The sequence below is a fragment of the Belnapia arida genome, assembly GCF_016773205.1.
Lineage (GTDB): Bacteria > Pseudomonadota > Alphaproteobacteria > Acetobacterales > Acetobacteraceae > Belnapia > Belnapia arida.
In genome coordinates this window covers 63,076-76,874 of the sequence record NZ_JAETWB010000003.1, presented here as the reverse complement: position 1 = coordinate 76,874, position 13,799 = coordinate 63,076, and the positions used below count along the sequence as shown (strand labels likewise).

Annotated in this window: 11 protein-coding genes; 10 read left to right on the top strand and 1 reads right to left on the bottom strand. The window is 73.2% G+C overall.

Annotated elements, in window-relative coordinates:
- Window positions 1-22: 22 nt before the first annotated feature.
- Window positions 23-784 (bottom strand): SDR family oxidoreductase, encoded by a 762-nt coding sequence (locus JMJ56_RS10010; protein ID WP_202831492.1) that lies wholly within the window; start codon window positions 782-784, stop codon window positions 23-25.
- 94 nt (window positions 785-878) lie between these two features.
- Between JMJ56_RS10010 and JMJ56_RS10005 the strand changes: the two genes are divergently transcribed.
- From JMJ56_RS10005 to JMJ56_RS09960, 10 genes are all read left to right on the top strand, one after another.
- Window positions 879-2,873, top strand: coding sequence for a hydantoinase/oxoprolinase family protein (locus tag JMJ56_RS10005; protein WP_202831491.1), 1,995 nt, complete (start codon window positions 879-881; stop codon window positions 2,871-2,873).
- The gene (locus JMJ56_RS10000) at window positions 2,870-4,453 is read left to right on the top strand and encodes a hydantoinase B/oxoprolinase family protein (RefSeq protein ID WP_202831490.1); all 1,584 of its coding nucleotides are present in this window, start codon (window positions 2,870-2,872) and stop codon (window positions 4,451-4,453) included. Before JMJ56_RS10005 ends, JMJ56_RS10000 begins: the two co-directional genes overlap by 4 nt.
- Window positions 4,454-4,477: 24 nt before the next feature.
- On the top strand, window positions 4,478-5,722 hold the full coding sequence (locus tag JMJ56_RS09995) for an alpha/beta fold hydrolase (RefSeq protein ID WP_202831489.1): 1,245 nt from the start codon (window positions 4,478-4,480) through the stop codon (window positions 5,720-5,722).
- Between the two features lie 98 nt (window positions 5,723-5,820).
- Window positions 5,821-7,104 carry an MFS transporter gene (locus JMJ56_RS09990; protein WP_202831488.1) on the top strand — a complete coding sequence of 428 codons (1,284 nt, stop codon included), beginning with the start codon at window positions 5,821-5,823 and terminating at the stop codon, window positions 7,102-7,104.
- A 177-nt stretch (window positions 7,105-7,281) separates the two neighbouring features.
- Window positions 7,282-8,421 (top strand): inositol-3-phosphate synthase, encoded by a 1,140-nt coding sequence (locus JMJ56_RS09985; protein ID WP_202831487.1) that lies wholly within the window; start codon window positions 7,282-7,284, stop codon window positions 8,419-8,421.
- Entirely contained in the window at window positions 8,418-9,338 is a 921-nt protein-coding gene (locus JMJ56_RS09980) for a hypothetical protein (protein WP_202831486.1), read from the top strand. Before JMJ56_RS09985 ends, JMJ56_RS09980 begins: the two co-directional genes overlap by 4 nt.
- Entirely contained in the window at window positions 9,335-10,441 is a 1,107-nt protein-coding gene (locus tag JMJ56_RS09975; RefSeq protein WP_202831485.1) for a class I SAM-dependent methyltransferase, read from the top strand. Before JMJ56_RS09980 ends, JMJ56_RS09975 begins: the two co-directional genes overlap by 4 nt.
- A gap of 2 nt (window positions 10,442-10,443) precedes the next feature.
- Window positions 10,444-11,487: a Gfo/Idh/MocA family protein gene (locus JMJ56_RS09970; RefSeq protein ID WP_236037654.1), complete on the top strand. Its 1,044-nt coding sequence runs from the start codon at window positions 10,444-10,446 to the stop codon at window positions 11,485-11,487.
- Window positions 11,478-12,323, top strand: a complete 846-nt coding sequence (locus JMJ56_RS09965; protein WP_202831483.1) for an MBL fold metallo-hydrolase — start codon at window positions 11,478-11,480, stop codon at window positions 12,321-12,323. Before JMJ56_RS09970 ends, JMJ56_RS09965 begins: the two co-directional genes overlap by 10 nt.
- Window positions 12,320-13,798: a YcaO-like family protein gene (locus JMJ56_RS09960; protein WP_202831482.1), complete on the top strand. Its 1,479-nt coding sequence runs from the start codon at window positions 12,320-12,322 to the stop codon at window positions 13,796-13,798. The genes JMJ56_RS09965 and JMJ56_RS09960 overlap by 4 nt, the downstream gene beginning before the upstream one ends.
- Window position 13,799 lies beyond the last annotated feature (1 nt).

The following is a 13,799-nucleotide window of genomic DNA, read 5'->3' as shown; positions in this document are numbered from 1 at the left end:
CAATCCGCGTACCAGCCACCCCTCAGGCGGCCAGCCACCCGCCATCGACGGCCAGGGATGTTCCGGTGGTGAAAGCCGCGGCATCGCTGGCCAGGAACAAGGCAGCCTCCGCCACCTCCTCCGCCCGGCCGAACCGCCCCATCGCATGCCGCGCGCGCGAGGCCGCCATCACCGGCTCCGGCTCTTGGTGGCGGGCGAAGCTCCGCCGCAGCAGCGGCGTGTCGATCGCCCCCGGCACCAGCGCATTCACCCGAATGCCGTCGCCGACAAAGTCGAGCGCCATGGTGCGCGTCAGCGAGAGGATTGCCCCCTTCGCCGCGATATAGGCCGTGTTCCCCCGCCCGCCGGCCAAGGCGAGCTGTGACGCCGTGGTGACGATCGCACCCCCGCCCTGCCGCTGCATCGCCGGGATCACCGCCCGCGCCCAGAGCCAGGTCCCGCCGACATTGGCGCGGAACACCGCATCCCAATCCGCCGGGTCGGTGGTCAGCACCGTCCCGCCGCAGGAGTAGCCGGCGAAGCAGCACAGCACGTCAATCCGCCCGAAGCGACCGAGCACCGCCGCCGCATCACGGTCCGCGCTGCCCGGCTCGCCGACATCGGAGGCGAGCGCCATCGCCTCGCCCCCCGCTGCCTCCACCAGCCGCACGCTCTCCGCCGCACCCTCGGCATCGCGGTCGATGACGGCGATCCGCGCCCCCTCGCGCGCGAAGAGCACGGCAGTCGCCCGCCCGAGGCCGGAGCCGCCGCCCGTGATGACCGCAACCTTGTCCCTGAGCCGCATCGCCTGCCTCCGCCGTCGCGGGAGCTTCGCCCAGGGCTAGCCATCCCGCAACGCCGCCGTCAGGATGCACCGCACAACGAGGCAAGGGCGACGCATGACGGGCTGGCAGGTCGGCATCGATATCGGCGGCACCTTCACCGACATCGTCGCGGCGCAGGGCGCGGAGTTCCGCACCGCCAAGGTCCCCTCCCGCCCCGCCGACCCGGTCGGCAGCATCTTCGCCGCGCTTGAGGCCATCGGCGTCGCCCCCGGCGAGATCGCCGACCTGGTCCACGGCACCACCCGCGTCACCAACGCCATCGTCGAGAACAAGCTGGAGCCCGTCACCCTGCTGGCGACCGCAGGCTTCGAGGACATCATCGAGATCGGCCGCCAGAGCCGCCGCGACCTCTACCGCCTCGACGTCCCGCCGAAGCCCGCCCCGCTCATCCCCGCCACCCGCCGCATCCCCGTCACCGAGCGCATGGCGCATGACGGCACCACCCTCCGCCCGCTCGCCGACCTCGACGCCACCATCGACGCCGCACTCGCCACCGGCGCCCGCTCCATCGCGGTGATGCTGCTGCACAGCTACGCCAACCCCGAGCATGAGCTGGCCCTCGCCGAGCGCCTCCGCGGCCACGTCCCCTATCTCTCCCTCTCCCATCAGGTGAACCCGGAGGCGCGCGAATACGAACGCTGCGTGGCGACGGTGCTGAACGCCGCCGTCATGCCGCTGGCCGCCGAATACCTTGCCCGCCTCCGCGCCGAACTCCCCGCCGAGGCCCGCCTTCACGTCATGCACTCCGCCGGCGGCATGGCCTCGCCCGAGGCGGCGGCCGAGCGCCCGCTGCTGATGGCCCTCTCCGGTCCCGCCGCCGGCGTCGCCGCCGCCGCCGCCGCGGCGCGCGAGACCGGCGAGCCCGCCTTGCTCTCCTTCGACATGGGCGGCACCACCACCGACGTCGCGCTGATCCTCGACGGCCGCGCCGAGATCACCGTCGATGCCCGCCTCGCCGACCAGCCGCTGCGCCAGCCCATGGTCGCCATCGAGTCGATCGGCGCCGGCGGCGGCTCCATCGTCCGCCACGGCCCCGGCGGCCTCTCGGTCGGCCCGCACAGCGCCGGCGCCGAACCTGGCCCCGCCTGCTACGGCCGCGGCGGCACCGCCCCCACCGTCTGCGACGCCAACGCCATCCTCGGCTATCTGAATCCCCGCCGCCGCCTCGGCGGCACCATCACCCTCGATGTCGGGCGCGCCACCGCCGCCTTCGCCCCGCTCGCGGAGCAGCTCGGCCTCCCCGTCGTGGAACTCGCCCTCGGCGTCCTCCGCGTCGCCGACGCCACCATGGCCCGCGCGCTGAACAAGATCACCGTCGAGCGCGGCGTCGACGGCCGCGGCGCCACGCTGCTCGCCTTCGGCGGCATGGGCCCGATGCATGCAGCCGGCCTCGCCGCCACCTACGGCGTCACCCGCGTGCTGGTGCCGCACGCCTCCTCCGCCTTCTCCGCCCTCGGCTGCGTCGCCGCCGAGATGAGCTACACCCGCCAGCGCACCCTCCGCCTCCCCGGCGAGGCGTTCGACGTCCCCCGCCTCGCCGCCGCCCGCGCCGCGCTGATGGAGGAGCTTGCCGCCCCCCTCCTCGCCCAGGGCGTCGCCCGCGATTCCATCGCCGCCGAGGAGACCGGCCTCATCCGCTACCGCGGCCAGTCCTACGCGGTCGATGTCCCCCTTTCGGGCCCCGCCGACGGCCCCGCGCTCGGCGCTGCCTTCGAGGCCCGCCACCGCGCGCTCTTCGGCTTCGCCTCCGGCGAGGCCTGGGAGATGCTCGGCCTCCGCCTCCGCCTCTCGGCCCCCCGCGCCCTCGACCTCGCCCCGCCCGCCCCGGCCGGCGCCGCGCCTGCGCCCTTCGCCACCGACCCCTGCTGGTTCACTCCGGAGGCGCCGCTCCCCACCCCCCGCTACGAGCGCAGCGGCCTCGCCCCGCCCCACCGCCTCACGGGCCCCGCCATCATCGAGGACGACTGGTCCACCATCCTCGTCCCGCCTGGCTGGTCCGCCGCCGCCCAACCCGGCGGCCACATCCTGCTGACCCGGGAGGACGCATGAGCACGCCCGACCCCTTCCGCCTGGAAGTCCTCCGACACGCCCTCACCGGCATCGCCGAGGAGATGTCCTTCGTCGTCATGCGCTCGGCCCGCTCGCCGCTGCTGCGCGAGGCCGGCGACCTCTCCTCCGCCCTGACCGACGCCACCGGCCAGCTCGTGGCGCAAGGCCGCGACATCCCCGTCCATCTCGGGGTGATGAGCTTCACCGTCGGCGCCTTCCTCCGGCGCGTCCCCGCCGAGCGCCTCCGCCCCGGCGATGTCTGGTTCACCAACCTGCCCGAGCTCGGCGGCAACCACCTGCCGGACGTGAAGGCTATCCGCCCCATCTTCGCCGAGGGCCGCCTGCTCGGCTTCGCCGTCAGCCTCGCCCATTGGGCCGATATCGGCGGCGCCTGGCCCGGCTCCTACGTCGCCTCGGCGACCGAGGCGGTGCAGGAAGGGCTGCGCCTCCCACCCCTCCGCCTCTTCACCGCCGACGGCCCCGACGAGGAGAAGATCGCCGTCATCCTCAACAATGTCCGCGGCCCGGCCGAGCGCGAGGGCGACATGCTCGCCCAGCTCGCCGCGACCGCGACGGCCGAGCGCCGCCTGCTCGACCTCTGCGCCACCCATGGCGCGACGGTGGTAGAGCAGGCCATGGCCGCGCTGCACGACCGCTCCGAGGCCGCCATGCGCGCCGCCATCGCCTCCCTCCCCCAGGGCGTCTTCGAGGGCGAAGACTTCCTCGACGACGACGGACCCGGCGGCGCCCCCGCCGCCCTCCGCGTCCGGATCGCCATCAGCGGCGAGACGGCCGAGTTCGACTTCTCGGCGACCGACGACGCCCTCGCCGGCCCTCTCAACACCACCCCCTACGTCACCGCGGCCGCCGTCTACTACGCGATGAAAGCCATTGCCGGGCCCGAGATTCAGCCCAACGGCGGCTGCTACCGCCCGCTGACCGTCATCACCCGCCCCGGCTCCCTGCTCGACCCACCCAAGGAGAAACCGCTGGTCGGCGGCAACCACGAGACCTCGCAGCGCCTGGTCGACGCCATCTTCCGCGCCTTCGCCGACGTCATCCCCGAGCGCCTCTCCGCCGGCGGTTCCACCACCGCCGGCCTGCTGATTTTCGGCGGCGCCGGCCGCGACGGCGCCTGGAAGACGCTCTACGAGCCCCATGGCGGCGGCGAGGGCGCCCGCCACGACCGCCCCGGCTCCGCCGCCACGCGCGTCCACCTCACCAACACCAACAACACCCCGGCCGAGATCATCGAGGCGGAATTCCCAATCCGCATCGAGCGCCACGCGCTCCTGCCCGGCTCCGGCGGCACCGGCCGTCACGCCGGCGGCGCCGGGACCGAGCGCGAGTACCACGTCCTCGCCCCCGAGATGTCGCTGACGACGATGTTCGAGCGCCGCGTCATCCCGCCCTGGGGCCTCGCCGGCGGCACTCCCGGCGCCCCCTTCCGCTGCCTCCTCCGCCGTCCCGGCGGCAAGGAGACGGAGGAGCTGCGCGGCAAGGCCAACCTCTTGGTGCGCGAGGGCGACCGCGTCATCCTCCAGACCAGCGGCGGCGGCGGCTACGGGCCGCTGGACTGACCGATCCAAGGGAGGACGCCAAGAATGCCAAAGATCCCCGACGACCTCGCATCCCGCTTGGCTGAACCCGCCATCGCCCGCCACGGCCGCCACCTCACCGCCGACCTGCTGCTCGCCATCGGCGAGGCGAACTGGCTGCTCTCCCTCCATGACGGCCGCCTCGCCGCCCTCCGCCCCGGCCCCTTCCTGATGCCCCGCTCGACGCTGGCGCTTCGCATCACCGAGGAAGGCTTCGCCCGCTTCGCCGCACCCGAGCCGCAGCCCGGCTGGCACGACCTGCTGGCGCTCCGCCGCCAGGGCGCGCTCATGGTCGAGGGCGACACCGATCTCTTCTTCGCCCATCTGCTGTGGTTCAAGGGCCTGCTCCCCCTGCTGGCCGGCCACCCCGCTCCCGCCGCCGCCGAGGCCCCCACCTTCGGCGACGTCACCGTCGAGCCCATCACCGGCCGCTACCTGCGCCTCGACATCGCCGGCCGCCCGCACCGCCTCTATGTCGAGGAGGCCGGCTCCGGCCTGCCCCTGTTGCTGTTGCACACCGCCGGCAGCGACGGCCGCCAGTGGCGCGACCTGCTCAACGACCCAGACGTCACCAGCCGCTTCCGCTGCACCGCCTTCGACATGCCCCGCCACGGCAAGTCGAGCCCGCCCCCCGGCTGGGAGCGCGAGGACTACCGCCTGACCACCGCCGCCTATACCGGCCTGGTGATGACGGTCGCCGCCGCCCTCGGCCTGGAGCGGCCGGTCGTCATGGGCTGCTCCATCGGTGGCCGCATCGTGCTCGACCTAGCGGCCGAGCACCCGGATGCCCTTGGCGGCGTCATCGGCCTGCAGGGCAGTGCCTTCACCGGCCGTTATTACGAGCTGGACGCGCTGCACCATCCGCATATCCATGGCGGCGAGGCCTGCGCCGCCATGGTCTCCGGCCTAGTAGGCCCTGCCTCGCCCGAGGCCGAGAAATGGGAGACGCTCTGGCACTATGCCCAGGGCGGCCCCGGCATCTTCCGCGGCGACCTGCATTTCTACGCCGAGGAAGGCGACCTCCGCCCGAAGCTCGCCCGCATCGACACCGGCCGCTGCCCCGTCGCCCTGCTGACCGGCGAATACGACTATTCCTGCCGCCCGGAGGACAGCCGCGCCACCGCCGCTGCCATCCCCGGCGCGACGCTCACGATCATGCCCGGCCTCGGCCATTTCCCGATGAGCGAGAACTGGCCCGCGCTGAAGCCCCATCTCCTGCCTGTGCTGGAGCGCATGCGCCAGGGCCGGTAGCCCGCCCTTCCCCTTGAGGCCACCCGGCCCCACGCCATCTGCCCCGATAGGATGACAGGGCGGCGAGGTGGTCCGGGGATGCGATCAGGACCACGCGCATGACGGGCCCGCCCCTGTTCACCCATCCCGGCTGGCGACGGCTGACCATCCTCGCCCTCTACGGCTACCAGGGGCTGGCTGCCGGCTTCGCAGTGACGGCGCTGCCGAACCACTTGGCAGGCCTCGGCGCGGCGCCCGAGGCCATCGGGGCGATGCTGGCGCTCATCGGCCTGCCCTGGGTCCTGCAACCTCTCTGGGGCCCGCTCATCGACCGCTTCGGCGATGCGCGCATGGGCCGCCGCCGGGCCTGGATCGTGCTCGGCCTCGTGGGCGCCCTCACCTGCCTCGCCGCCCTGCCCCTCGCCGGTGACGGCGCAGGCGCGCTGGGCCGCATCGGCCTCCTGCTGCTGCTGCACAATGCCTGCGCGTCGCTGCTCGACACCGCGGCCGATGCCATGATCATCGACCGCGTCCCGGCCGACCGCCTGGGCGAGACGACGGCGCTGACGCGGGCCGGCTTCGTCGGCGGTACGGCGCTCGGCGCCGCCGCCTTCTCGGCGCTCGCCGCGGCCCATGGCCTGCCGCTCGCGGAGCACCTGCTCCTGCTGCTCGGTGCGCTTGCCGCCGCGATCCCCCTCCTGGTCCGCGAGGACCGGGGCGATGCCCTGCTCTCCCTGGGGCGGCACGGGCAGGAGGGGCGCGGCACCGCCTCCTACCTCGCCGTGCTGAAGGAGCTCGCAGAGTTCGGCCGCAGGCGGGACATCCTCGCCCTCCTGGCGGTCTGCGTCGTCGAGGAATTCGCCACCTCCGCCTTCGGCGTGCATTTCGGCCTCGACCTCGTGGCGACGGGCCGCTGGGATGCCGCCTCGCTCTCGCAACTCCAGGGCGGGCTGACCCTGGTCAGCGGCACGGTCGGCGCGCTGTCGATCGGCCTCTGGCTGGACCGGGTGGGGCCACGGCACGCGCTCAGCCTGCTGCTCGGCAGCTGCGTCGTGGCCTATGTCGCAACCGCGCTGCTGCTGCTCGGGCCGCGTGGCTACGCCCTCGAGGCCTGCGCCATGGCGCTCTCCAGTGTCGTGCCGGCGCTCGTCTTCGTCTCGCTCGCGCCCACCGTGATGCAGATCATCCGCGGCAGCGGCGCCGCGACCCAATTCGCTCTCGTAATGGCAGCGCTGAACGGCGGCGGCGTGCTGGGCTCGGCGGTCTCCGGCCATCTCGGTGCCCTCTTCCCATCCTGGCTGCTGGCGTTGGGCGGCGCGGGCCTTTTCGCGCTCTGCACTCTGGCGGCGGCGAAGCCGGAGCGACTGTTCGGCACCACGCAGCCAGGCCCGGCCGGTGACTAACCGGCACGGTTCGTAGCAGCGCCGTCATCTCGCCTCCGGTATACGTGATCGCACCATCGCCTAGAACATCTTCGCCCCGGCCCGATCTTCGTCCGCGACAGACAAGGGCGGAGCGGAATGGTGAATGCGTCGAGGCGCCGTCGCGTCGGAGTGGCGGTCGTGGGTTTGGGTGGCGCCGTGGCGACCACTGCCGTGGCCGGGGTTGAGCTGATGCGCCGCGGCGCCAACAGCATGAGCGGGCTGCCGCTCGCCGATGTCGCGGTGCCTGGCCTCGCCGGCTACGAGGACCTCGTCTTCGGCGGCTGGGACGTGAACGGGCAGAGCCTCGCCGCAGCCGCCGCCGAGCACCACGTCCTCAACGACAACCAGCTCGCCGAGACCGAGGGCGCGCTCGCCCTCGTCACGCCCTGGAAGGCCGTGGCGAGCAGCGCCTTCTGCCGCCGGATCGGCGGCGGCAACATGCGCGAGATGCGTGGCCACCGCGCCGCGATCGACGCCATCATCAGCGACATCCAGCAGTTCAAGGTGGCGAACGACCTCGACGACGTCGTCATGATCAACCTTGCCTCCACCGAGCGCACGCCGGCCGAAGGCGAGGCGCTGCGCACGGCGGACGGCTTCCAGCGTGCCCTCGACCAGGACGACCCGGATATCGGCCCGGCCATGCTCTATGCCGCCGCGGCGATCGAGGCCGGCGTCGCCTATGGCAACTTCACCCCCTCCGTCGCGGCCGACATTCCCGGTCTCACCGAGCTTGCCGAGCGGCGTGGCGTGCCCGTTGCCGGCAAGGACGGCAAGACCGGCCAGACCCTCCTGAAGACCGTGCTGGCACCGGCATTCCGCGCCCGCGCGTTGCATGTCGATGGCTGGTTTTCCACCAACATCCTCGGCAACCGAGACGGCCAGGCTCTCGAAGACCCGGACAGCCTCAAGTCGAAGCTCGGCACCAAGGGCAACGTGCTCGACAGCATCCTCGGCTACAAGGTCGAGGACCACCTCGTCGACATCCGCTACTACCGCCCGCGCGGCGACGACAAGGAAGCCTGGGACAATATCGACGTCAGCGGCTTCCTCGGCCACAAGATGCAGATCAAGGTAAACTTCCTCTGCAAGGACAGCGTCCTCGCCGCGCCGCTGGTGCTGGAGATCGCGCGCGTGCTCGACCTCGCGCGCCAGCGCGGCGAGCGCGGCCCGCAGGAGCAGCTCTCGCTCTTTTTCAAGGCGCCGATGACGGCGGGTAAGCGCGCCCCGGAACACGCCTTCCACCGGCAGGAGCGCATGCTTGCCGACTGGCTCGGGGACAAAGCCGGCCGATGAGTCCGGCGACGCCGGAGCAGGAGGGCGGGCAGGCCCCGCCCGCCCTGATGCCTCTGCTGCGCGGCCTTGAGGACTTGAAGCGGATCCGCTCGGCGCAGTTGCCCGGCTCCATCGCAGAACGCCTTTTCGCCCAAGCCTGGTCGGCACTCGCCGCCGGCGCGCATCCGGCGGATGCCGCACGCCACATGGTTCGCCAGGCGTTAGCGGCGACGGTCCTGGGCGATCTCGACGCCGACCTGCTGGGCCTGGCGGGCGTGCCGGAGGAGCCGGCACACGGCATCGTGCAGGCGACGGTCGAGGCGGCGTCGGCGCCGCTCGCGCCCGCGCTGCGTGCATGGCTGCTCGACGCGCCTGCCCCGGTGCAGCGCGGCAATCCACCCCCCTTCGTCGCCCGCCTGGCAGCCCAGCCCCGCGCCGGCGCCACCGCCCCGGGACGTGGCCGGCTGATCCTCGACCCGCCGGAAAGCCATGCCGAGCATTGCGCGCTGGTCGCCGTTTTCGGGGTCCTTCTCGCCCCGACCTGGGGTGCGCGGCCGGAAACCGTCTTCCTCGCCGGCCTCGCGCATCACTTCCACAACGCGCTGCTGCCGGATTCCGGCTTTGCCGGAGAGATGGCGCTCGGCGAATGGCTGACACCGGTCATGGCACGGGCGACCGCGCTAGCGCTCGACGAACTGGCGCCCGACCTACGTGCAGCGACCGAGGCCGCGTGCCGCATCCTGCCCGATGCCACGACGCCCGAGGGCCGCACCTTCCACGCCGCCGACACGCTCGACCGCGTGCTGCAGGTGGAAGCGCAGCTGCGCGCCGCCGGCACCAGCATGGCCTTCGTGCTGCGCGAGATGGAGCTGGTGCATGCCGGCCCGGTGAAGCCTTTCCAGGATGCGGTGCTCGCCCGGATGGGCCTGGCCGCGTGATCGCCGACACGGCCCATTCGGTACGGGATGCGGCGGGGCTTCGCTGGCCCGCGCCGGACGGCATCCCCTTCCTTCGCGCCGGGCGGCGTCCGCTGGCCGAGGCGGCCCTGGCGCAACTCGATGCCGGCGACACCGAGGCCGCGCTCGTGCTGCTTCTCGCCGACCAGGATGATTGGTGGCGCGGCCCGGTGGCAGAGCCTCCGGCGCTGCGCCGATTGGTGCGCGAGCGCGGGTCGCTCACCTTGCGCGAGGCGATGCGCCTGCTCGCCTGGGGGCCCGTCGCCGACTACTTCGCGCATCGCTGGTCGGACCCGACTTTCCTGGCCGGGCTGGCGCTGACCGAGGCGCACTGGAACGCCCCGGAGCGCGCCTTCGAACTGGCCTGCGGGATCGGCCACCACCTGCGCGAGCTGGCGCGGCGCAGCATCGCGGTGACCGGGGCCGACGTGGTTTTCGCCAAGCTTTGGGTCGCCCGGCACTGGGTGGTGCCGGAGGCGCAGCTGCTTTGCCTCGATGCCGCGCAGCCCTGGCCGCTGGAGGGGCCCTTCGACCTCGTCGCCTGCCATGACGCCTTCTACTTCCTGGAGCCGAAGCGGCCGATTCTGGACGCGCTGCGCGGGCTGCTCGACCCGGCGCGGGGCATGCTGCTTATCGGCCATGTCCACAACCGCGACTGGCCCAACCTCTCGGCCGGCGCCGCCGTCTCCGCCGCGGAGATGGCCGACCTCCTGCCGGATGCCCGCCTCTATGAGGACGCCGAGCTGACCCGCGCCCTCGCAGCCGGCCGCGCGCCGCAGTCCGCCCCTGCCGAGGTCCTGCGCGGCGCCGAGGCCTTCGCCGCCGCCGTAGGGCCGGGCCTGCAGGCGCCACGGCCGGTGACCGGGCTGGTTGCCCTGCCGCCGCCCGGCGCGTTGCTGCGCCGCAACCCGCTCTATGACGAGGCGGGACGGATCGCCTGGCCTTCCGAGCGCTATGGCCGCGAATATGGCGCGCTGGCCACCTACCCGCCCTCCACCACCCAGCCTCTCTCTGCCTCCTTCACGCCCGCCACGGCCGAAGCCGCCCGGCGGCGCGAGCTGGTAGACCTGCCGGAGGGCTGGTGACCATGCTCGACGCCGCGCTGCACGCTGCCAGCGACGCGGCCGCGGGCCTGGGCTGGGGCGTGATCGGCTTCGGATGGGTGGCGCGCGATTATGCCGTGCCGGGCCTCCTGGGTGCCGGCGGCCGGCTCGTCGCGGTGGCCGACCCGGATGCCGGCGCGCGACGCCAGGCCCGGGCGCTCGGTGCGGAAGCCCATGCCGATGCCGATCGCCTGCTGGCCGACCCCGCCGTGCAGGCCGTCTATGTCGCCACGCCCAACCACCTGCACCGCGCCGCCGTCGAACGGGCCGCGGCCGCCGGCAAGCCGGTGCTCTGCGAGAAGCCGATGGCCGCCAGCCTCGCCGAGGCCGAGGCCATGGCCGCCACCATCCGCGCCGCCGGCATCCGCTACGGCACCGCCTTCGACCAGCGCCACCACCCCGCCCATGCTGCCATCCGCGCCGCCATTGCCACGGGCGCGATCGGCCGGGTCACCGCTATCCGCATCGCCTATGCCTGCTGGGTCGATGTCGGCTGGGCCTCGGACAACTGGCGCGCCGATGCCTCCCGCGCCGGCGGCGGCGCCCTGATCGACCTCGCCCCCCATGGGCTCGACCTGGTGGACTACCTGCTGGGCGAGCCGGTCGAGGACATCGCGGCTCTGACCCAGCAGCGCGTGCAGCGCTACGCGGTCGATGACGGCGCCATGCTGGTCGGCCGCACCGCCTCCGGGGTGCTGGTGCAGCTCCACGTCGCCTACAACTGCCCCGAAGGACTGCCGCGGCGGCAGCTCGAGGTGCTCGGCACCACCGGGCAGCTCCTCGCCGAGCGCACCATGGGCCAGGCCCCCGGCGGCAAGGTATGGCGCATCGACGGCCGGCTCGGCCTGCGCGCTCCGCTGCCGGTGCCGGAGGCCGAGGCCTCACCCTTTCTGCGGCAGATGGCCGCCTTCGCGCGTTGGCTGCAGGGCGAGGCCGAGCCGGAAGCCTTCTCGCTCGCGCGGGACCTCCACACCATGCGCCTCGTCGAGCGCGCCTATGCCGCCGCCGGAGAGCGCCGATGCCGCTGAAACCCTATGCCTGCGCCAATTGCGGTCACTGGCAGCGCTACTTCGCCCCGCCGCCGGACTGCCCCGTCTGCACCGACACGCGCAACGACCTGCCCGAGGACGGCTGGCGCTTCCTCACGGTGGAGGAAGTGCGGCCGATGCTGCGCGGCCACTGGCGCCGGCTGGAGCGCGACCTCGTCGCCTTCTCCGTCTCGCCGCCGCTCGGGCTGAACGGCACCGGATGGCTGCTGCTGCATCCGGAGGGCAACATCGCCTTCGAGGCGGCGCCCTTCTACACCGACGAGATGCTGGCCGAGATCGAGCGGCTGGGCGGCATCCGCATCCTCGCCGCCTCGCATGTGCATGGCTACGGCGCGCTCTGGCAGCTGCAGGACGTGTTCAAGCCGGAGGTCATGGCGATCCAGAAGGAGGATCTCCGCCTCACCAAGGCCTTCCGCGTCACCTGGCCCTATGACGAGGCGCTGGAGATCGCGCCCGGCCTCGTGCTGCACCATGTCGGCGGTCACTACGAGGGCCAGGCCGTGCTGCACGATGCCGGGCGGCGCATCCTCTTCTGCGGCGACGCCTTCAAGGTGGACCAGGACGAGGCGGGCAACAGCACCGCCGTCTCGACGCACAAGGCCTTCCACAAGTCGATCCCGCTGACGCCGGGCGAGATCCGCCGCTACCGCGAGGTGATCGCGGGCCTCGACTTCGACACGGTCTGCACGCCCTTCGAGCACGCGCCCGGCATCGGCCGCGGGATCGCCCTCGCCGTGCTGGACGACCAGCTCCGCGGCCCGCCGGGCGTGCGGCACCTGCCCCTGGACGAACTGCGCAGGAGCGCGACCCGATGAGCCAGACCACCGACCTGCACGAAGTCGCCCGCGCCTTCCGCGCCTCCATGCCGGAGGAAGGGCACGTCACCGTCTTCCGCATCGACATGCTGGACCGCATCGGCATCCCCGTTGTGCAGGCCAACCTGATCGTGGCGAAGGAGCCGGCCACCACCGGTTACGGCTATGGCTTCGAGCCGATCGAGGCGGAGGTCGGCGCGCTCGGCGAACTCTGCGAGGAGGTGCATATCGGCGCCTGGCTGAAGCGGGCGTCGCAGTTCCAGGGTTCCTACGACGACATGGTGCGGCAGCGCGGCGCGGCCGGCGTCGCCGATCCGCTGACGCTCTGCCTGCCGGCGGGCAGCCCCTACACGCCGGAGATGCCGCTGTCCTGGGTCGAGGCGCGGCGCTGGTCCAGCGGCGAGCCGGTGCTGGTGCCCCGCGACTGGGTGGCCGCCTATCCCTACCAGCTCGGCGAGCCGCCGCGCCTGATCACGCCGATCACCAACGGCCTCGGCGCCGGCTTCGACCTGCCGCATGCGGTGGCGCACGGGCTGATGGAGCTGCTCCAGCGCGACGGAAACGCCGTCACCTACCGCGCGCTCGACCAGGGCGTGGTGGTGGACATCGACACCGAGGAGGAGCCGGAGGTCGCCAGGCTGCTGGAGCATCTCCGCTCGCTCGGCATCGACGTCACCGTCAAGCTCGCCTGCACCGATTTCGGCATCCCCAACCTCTATGTCGTCGGCAACGACCGTGGCGCGCCGACGGTGCCGGTGCAGGTCACCTCCTGCGGCGAGGCCTCCCACCCGGACCGGTCGCGCACGCTGCGCAAGGCGCTGCTGGAGTTCTGCGGCTCCCGCTCCCGCAAGGCGGCGACGCACGGGCCGATCGAACTCGTCCAGGCCGCGCTGCCGCGCGACTATGTCGACCGCCAGATCGGCGTCGCCATGCTGGAGGAGGAGGAGGGCCGCGCCCTGCACGCCATGGCCGAGTGGGTCGGCCAGGCGGCGGGCGAGCTGCGCAACCGCCTCGCCGGCAGTGTCTTCTCGGAGCGCCGCCGCGTGCGGCTGTCCGACCTGCCGACCGTGCCGGCGGCAGCGGTTGCGGACCCGGACGCCCGGCTGCGCCTGCTGCTCGAACGCCTGGCCGGCGAGGGGCTGGAGCCACTGGTGATCGACTGCTCGCCATCCGGCAGCCCGGTGAAGGCGGTGAAGACCATCGTCCCCGGCCTCGAGAGCGAGACGATGAGCTACCACCGCATCGGCTGGCGCGGCGTCCGCCGCCTGCGCGAGCGGGCCGACCCATTGCTGCTCGACGCACCCCGCACGGGCGCGGCGCGCATCCTGCTGCGGCCCGAGGACGAGGCGCGCGCCGGCGGCCCCGCCTGGTTCGATGCGCAGCGGGCGGACGAGACGGTCGGCCGGCTCTACCCGCTCTACCGCGAATGCGGCACCTTCTCCGCCCAGCTCTACCGCCGGCGGCAGGCGGCCTGAC

What these genes read in the sequence shown, in the direction of transcription:
- JMJ56_RS10010 (WP_202831492.1), bottom strand. Translation starts at nt 784, where the DNA reads ATGCGGCTCAGGGACAAGGTTGCGGTCATCACGGGCGGCGGCTCCGGC.
- JMJ56_RS10005 (WP_202831491.1), top strand. Translation starts at nt 879, where the DNA reads ATGACGGGCTGGCAGGTCGGCATCGATATCGGCGGCACCTTCACCGAC.
- JMJ56_RS10000 (WP_202831490.1), top strand. Translation starts at nt 2,870, where the DNA reads ATGAGCACGCCCGACCCCTTCCGCCTGGAAGTCCTCCGACACGCCCTC.
- JMJ56_RS09995 (WP_202831489.1), top strand. Translation starts at nt 4,478, where the DNA reads ATGCCAAAGATCCCCGACGACCTCGCATCCCGCTTGGCTGAACCCGCC.
- JMJ56_RS09990 (WP_202831488.1), top strand. Translation starts at nt 5,821, where the DNA reads ATGACGGGCCCGCCCCTGTTCACCCATCCCGGCTGGCGACGGCTGACC.
- JMJ56_RS09980 (WP_202831486.1), top strand. Translation starts at nt 8,418, where the DNA reads ATGAGTCCGGCGACGCCGGAGCAGGAGGGCGGGCAGGCCCCGCCCGCC.
- JMJ56_RS09970 (WP_236037654.1), top strand. Translation starts at nt 10,444, where the DNA reads ATGCTCGACGCCGCGCTGCACGCTGCCAGCGACGCGGCCGCGGGCCTG.
- JMJ56_RS09965 (WP_202831483.1), top strand. Translation starts at nt 11,478, where the DNA reads ATGCCGCTGAAACCCTATGCCTGCGCCAATTGCGGTCACTGGCAGCGC.
- JMJ56_RS09960 (WP_202831482.1), top strand. Translation starts at nt 12,320, where the DNA reads ATGAGCCAGACCACCGACCTGCACGAAGTCGCCCGCGCCTTCCGCGCC.